Origin of the sequence: Streptomyces sp. HSW2009 (genome assembly GCF_040240285.1) — a bacterium.
Classification (GTDB): domain Bacteria; phylum Actinomycetota; class Actinomycetes; order Streptomycetales; family Streptomycetaceae; genus Streptomyces.
This window is the reverse complement of sequence record NZ_JBEHZD010000521.1, coordinates 1-5419: the sequence shown is the minus strand read 5'-3', so window position 1 is coordinate 5419 and position 5419 is coordinate 1. Positions and strand designations below refer to the sequence as shown.

The 5419-nt window shown below is 72.8% G+C and carries 3 protein-coding genes and 1 riboswitch; all 3 genes read right to left on the bottom strand.

Going from position 1 to position 5419, the window contains the following annotated elements; genetic code table 11:
- Nucleotides 1–498 precede the first annotated feature (498 nt).
- Entirely contained in the window at nucleotides 499–1824 is a 1326-nt protein-coding gene (locus AAHZ94_RS27750) for a transglycosylase family protein (RefSeq protein ID WP_349996230.1), read from the bottom strand.
- Between the two features lie 8 nt (nucleotides 1825–1832).
- Nucleotides 1833–2027, bottom strand: a riboswitch (cyclic di-AMP (ydaO/yuaA leader).
- 985 nt (nucleotides 2028–3012) lie between these two features.
- Complete coding sequence (locus tag AAHZ94_RS27745) at nucleotides 3013–3954, bottom strand: alpha/beta fold hydrolase (RefSeq protein ID WP_349996228.1); 942 nt, start codon at nucleotides 3952–3954, stop codon at nucleotides 3013–3015.
- A gap of 141 nt (nucleotides 3955–4095) precedes the next feature.
- Entirely contained in the window at nucleotides 4096–5076 is a 981-nt protein-coding gene (locus tag AAHZ94_RS27740; RefSeq protein ID WP_349996232.1) for an arsenic resistance protein, read from the bottom strand.
- Between the last annotated feature and the right edge of the window lie 343 nt (nucleotides 5077–5419).

Below are 5419 nucleotides of genomic sequence, written 5' to 3'. Positions count from 1 at the left end.
GTGGCGGGGGCGCGGGGGGGCTGGGGGGGGGGGTGCGCTGGGGGCTCCGCGGGCGGCCTGTGTGAGCGGGGGGGGGCCGCCGGCGCTCCGTACGGGACCTTCGGCACCGTGCTCGGGTTCGGCGCCGCCCGATGTCGCGGGTTCCTCCCCGTTCCACAACCCCATGACGGGAAACTCTACCCAGCGCCCGCCCGGCACTCCCCGAGCGGCCGGGTCCATCACGCCCCGGCGGCCGGGTTGGGCTGCCCCGGAGAACGCCGATGTGCCCCTTCGCCGGGGGGGCGAAGGGGGGCCACTGGGGGGGGGGGGGGGGGGGGCTGCCCCCGGGCGCGCCCCGGGCGCGGGCCCCCCCCCCCGGGGGGGGGGGTGGGGCCCCCCCGCCCCCCGCCGCGGGCCCCGGGGGCGGGGGGGGCGCGGGGCCACATCTGTGGTGCTGGGGCTGCGTGACTGCCCCGGTCAGCGACCGGTCAGCGGCAGCCGGTCAGCGGCCTGGGGTGATCAGATGCTGACACCCTTGGCGCGCAGGTACGCGATCGGGTCGACGTCCGAGCCGTAGCCGGCGCCGGTGCGGATCTCGAAGTGCAGGTGCGGGCCGCTGCTGTTGCCGGTGCTGCCGGACAGGCCGATCTGCTGGCCGCCGGAGACGCTCTGCCCGGCCGAGACGGTGAGCTGCGACAGGTGCGCGTACTGGCTGTAGTGGCCGTCCGCGTGGCGGATGACGACCTGGTTGCCGTACGAGCCCGCCCAGCCGGCGGAGACGACCTGGCCGGCGCCGACGGCCTTGACCGTGGTGCCGGTGCCGACGGGGAAGTCCACACCGGTGTGGTAGCCGCTGGACCAGCTACCGCCGGCCTGGCGGTACGGGGTACCGGTGGAGCCGGCCACCGGGGCGGTGAAGCCGGTCGAGGTGGCGGCCTCGGTCTGCGGCTGGGTCTGCTGGACCGGCGCGGACTTGGGCGCGACCTGCTGCTGCGGAGCCTTCGGCTGGGCGGCCTGCGGGGCGCGCTGCTGCTGCGGGGCCGGGGCTGCCTGCTGCTGCGGAGCGCTCTTCTGCGGGGCCTTCAGCGCGGAGCCGGCGCCGGGCAGCGTCAGGCGCTGGTCCGGGTAGATCAGGTTGGGGTTCTTGCCCACGACGTCCTGGTTGCGGTCGTAGACGGCGCGCCAGCCACCGTTGACGTCGTGCGCCTGGGCGATCTTGAACAGGGTGTCACCGGAACGCACGGTGTACGAGGCGCCCGCGGTGTGCTGGTGGGTGCGCGGAGCGGACTTCACCTCGGCCTTGGGGGCTGCCTTCGGGGCAACCTTGGGGGCGGCCTTCGGGGCGGCCTTCGGAGCAACGGCCTTCGGGGCAGCCTTCGGCGCGACCTGCTGGGTCGGGCGGCTGTCGCGGGTGGTGGTGTTGCCCTGCTCGCGGGCGCCGTCGGGGGCGATCTGCGGGGGCGGGCCGCCGGCGGTCAGGCCCGCCTTGACGGAGCACACCGGCCAGGCGCCGGGGCCCTGCACCTTGAGGACCTTCTCGGCGATGGCGATCTGCTGGTCCTTGGTGGCCAGGTCGGCGCGCGGCGCGTAGGCCGTGCCGCCGAAGGAGCGCCACGTGCTGTCGGTGAACTGGAGGCCGCCGTAGAAGCCGTTACCGGTGTTGATGCTCCAGTTGCCGGTGGCCTCGCACTGGGCGACCTTCTCCCAGACGTCCACGGAGGCGGGGTTGGCCTGGGGGGCGCCCAGGAAGGGGAGGGCGAGGCCGGCGCCGCCAGCGGTCAGCGCGACGGAGATGCGCGCAAGACGACGGGGGCTGATGCGGCTGTGGCGTGCGCGAAAAGACATAGGGGTAGCCCTCTCCTATGCCTACGAGGTGAGCTGTCGGATTCGGGCTGGAGTTGCCCGGACGCGTCTGGTGCGGCGGGGTGCCGCGACACGTCTTCACCCCAAGCCGACCGCGCTGAGACGCGGTGCGGCACTTACCTGGTTCCCCCGCTCTTGCCGTCGTGACTTTGAAGTTTCTCCTCGGCCAGCGGCAAGATTCGGCATTCCGGCGTCGGATACCCGCCTTCGTTTCAGCGGGATCGCCAACAAAACACATTCATTTCCCTGCCGACAAGCCTGAACCTGTCGATGGAGATCAATTGCGGCCGATAACTCGCGAGAAGAGATAACGCTCTGCACGGGATCTGTGCCGCACGGCGATAATTCGAAGTGTGGGCCGCGGGCGACATCGCAGGCGGTGCAGGGTTCCCGCGACCGGAAGGGAATCGGGTGACCACAGCACGTGACAGATCATCGCGGGGCGCCGGTGAGGTGCACCACAGGGCCAGAAAAGTCCGAAAAGTTCAGTTCAAATGATCTTGCTTGGCCTCTTCGGCGGAACTCTCGACGCCCTCCTGCGGCCCGTCTCTTGTGGCCGGGGCCACATCAGTGGGCCTCGCATGCGTCCCTGCTACCCAGGAATACGCGCCAAAGCCGCGCGAGGTTGCCTCCCGCACCAGGAATTCTCGAAATCCCGGTCAGCGGCCTGCCCCGCCGGGCGATTCCCCTATTGATCGACTCCGTACGCACGACGGTCCGGCCGGCATATGTGGCAGGGCGCACATCACCAGGGAAAACCCCGCCACCAAGGGGGCGGGGCGCCAGAAGGGGGTGCAAGAAGGGGGCATAAGAAGCAAGAAGAGGATGCGGGAAGGGGGAGAGGGGCGGAGGGGAATGCGTTGGCCGTGCCGACTGGGGTGGGATGAGGTGGGGTGAGATGGGCTCCCTGAGCGGGTCCCGGTGGGCTGCGGGTGGGACGGGCCCGGCGCGGGCCAAGAGTGGGGGCCAGGGTGGGTGCCCGAAGTCGACCCTCGGCGCGGGCCCGGGGTGGGATGGGCCGAGGCAGGTTCCCCAAGCGAGCCCCGGTGCGGGCCCGGGGTGGGTGGACCCAGGCCAGCCCCGTCGCAGGCCCAGGGTGGGATGGACCGAGGCAGGTTCCCCAAGCCAGCCCCGGTGCGGGCCCAGGGTGGGACCGCACCGGGTGTCGGCCTACTCCTGTGCGCCCGCCGTCCCGAAGAAGGCGAGCAGCTCCCGCACCACCGCCTCCGGCTGCTCCTCGGGGACGTAGTGGCCGCTGCCGCGGACCTCCACCACCCGGATGTCGGTGCCCTTGTCGGGACCCATCTGCTGGCGCAGGGCCTGGTAGCCCAGTTCGCCGGCCAGGGTGAGGATGGGCAGCGTCAGCGGGGCGTGGTCGGCGAGGTCGATGACGTCCTTGCGCATCGTCTGGTACCAGCCGTTGCCGGCACGGATCGCCTCGGGCGTGGCGTACGCATGGGCGTAGATGCGCCGGGCGTCATCGGATACCGACGCCTGGTCGAGGAGCATGTGCCCGTACAGCCAGTCGATCACCGGACGGAAGCGGCCGGCGAGCAACTCCTCGGGCAGCCCGCGCAGTTGGTTGAAGGCGAACCACCAGGGGTAGCCGCCCCGCCCCCGGGAGATGGCCTCGACCTGTTCGTCCGAGCCGGGCAGCATGGGGATCTCCAGCCAGGACGCCTCGGGCACGCCGAGGTCGATGGTGACCAGCCGGCGCACCGATGCGGGGTAGTTGGCGGCCAGGTGGTAGCCGAGCCCGGCGCCGATGTCGTGTCCGGCGACGAAGGCCGACGTGTGGCCGAGGTGGTGGATCAACTCGTGGATGTCGCGCGCCATGGTGCGCTTGTCGTAGCCGTCCGCCGGCTTGTCCGAGCCGCCCATGCCCCGCAGGTCGACGGCGGTCACCCGGAAGGAGCGGGCCAGCGCGGGCAGCACCTTGCGGAACTGCCACCAGGTCTGCGGCCAACCACCCAGCAGGATCAGCGGTTCGCCGCTGCCGCCGGTGACGTGGTGCAGCCTGACGCCGTTCACGGTGGCGTACGCACTGGTGAAGTCACCGTCGAGCGAGGCCGCGAGCTCCGCATCGGTGGGGACGGGGCGCGTGTCGGTCATGGGGGTCCTCCTCTTTCTCATAGGGGTTCTCATCAGGGGCGTCGGGGGCGGGGAGCGGGCCGGGGGGCCACCCCCGCCCCCCCCCCCCCCCGGGGCGGCGCGGCCGCGCGCCCGCCCCCGGCGGCGCGGGAGCCGGCAGGTTCAGCCGCCGTCCGCCGGCCGGTGCGGCCCCGGCGCCGGTTGCGGAGTGGGCAACAGCCGGGGCACGGCCCGTACGTAGACCACCATGCCGACCAGTTCGACCAGGGTCTGGGTGACCACCACGGTCGCCGCGAGGGTCAGCTCCTCGGGCAGGGCCAGTGCCAACGGCAGGACGACCAGGGAGTTGCGGGTCGCGCCGGAGAAGACGACGGCGCGTCCGGCGGGCACGTCCAGGCCGAACGCGCGGGTGACGGCGAGGCCGACGAAGGCCATCACCACCAGGAAGGCCGCGTACAGCGGGATCACCCGGGCCACATCGCCCAGGTGGTCGTCCAGCTTGGGCAACTGGGAGCCGACCACGACCGCCAGGGTGGTGCACATCAACGGCACCATCAGCGCGTTCGCCCGATCCACGGTCCGCCGCCCCGCCTCCCGCCGGGCGGCCCACCCCTGGGTGAGCCAGGCCAGCGCGAGCGGGATGACGATCAGTACGCAGAACGCCTCGACGAACGGGCCGACCTCCACGGCATCGGCCAACTCGGAGCCCAGGAACAGGAACAGGTACCCGGGCAGCAGCACCATCTGCACCAGCAGCAGGAGCGGACTCGCCGCCAACAGCCGCTGGTTGCTGCCGCCGGCCAGACCGCCGAAGACGATCACGTAGTCGATGCACGGCGCGAGCAGCACCAGCAGGAAGCCCATCCGGACAGCCCGGTCACCGGGGAGGAAGACGAACAGGACGGCCACCACGAGCGGCACCAGGACGAAGTTGAGCACCAGCACGGCCGCCAGGAACCTGCCCTCCCGCAGCGACCGCACCAGGTGCGCGGCCGGCACCTGGAGAAAGGTCACGTACAACAGCGCCGCCAGGAGCGGGTTGATGGCGTGCTCCAGCGCGGGCCCGGCACCGGGCGCGGCCGAACCGACCGCCCCACCGACGGCCAGCGCGCCCAGATAGAGGGCGATCTGATGCCGCTCCATGGCATCGACCAGGGCGGATGACGCAGACAACGGGCGAACTCCTCGGTGCGGGTGATGGGCCTGTCCGCCCATGAGTAGACGGTAAACCGTTGGCCAAGCGCGCAGGTCAACCGGTACGCGCCGGGGCGCGGCTGCGGCCTCGCGCGACGCGGGCGCGCTCGTAAGCGGCGGGGAACACCGAGCGACACAGGGGAGGAGGGCGGACGAGCAAGGGCGCGCAAGCGGGAGTCGCCGGGTGGGGCCGGACGGGGGGGGGGGGGGGGGGGGGGGGCGGCCGCCCCCCCCCCCCCCCCCCCCCCCCCCCCCCCCCCCGCGCGGGGGGGGGGGGGGGGGGGGGGGGGGG

Excerpts from the sequence above, each read along its gene's own strand:
- AAHZ94_RS27740 (WP_349996232.1), bottom strand. The coding sequence starts at position 5,076 with ATGGAGCGGCATCAGATCGCCCTCTATCTGGGCGCGCTGGCCGTCGGT.
- AAHZ94_RS27745 (WP_349996228.1), bottom strand. The coding sequence starts at position 3,954 with ATGACCGACACGCGCCCCGTCCCCACCGATGCGGAGCTCGCGGCCTCG.
- AAHZ94_RS27750 (WP_349996230.1), bottom strand. The coding sequence starts at position 1,824 with ATGTCTTTTCGCGCACGCCACAGCCGCATCAGCCCCCGTCGTCTTGCG.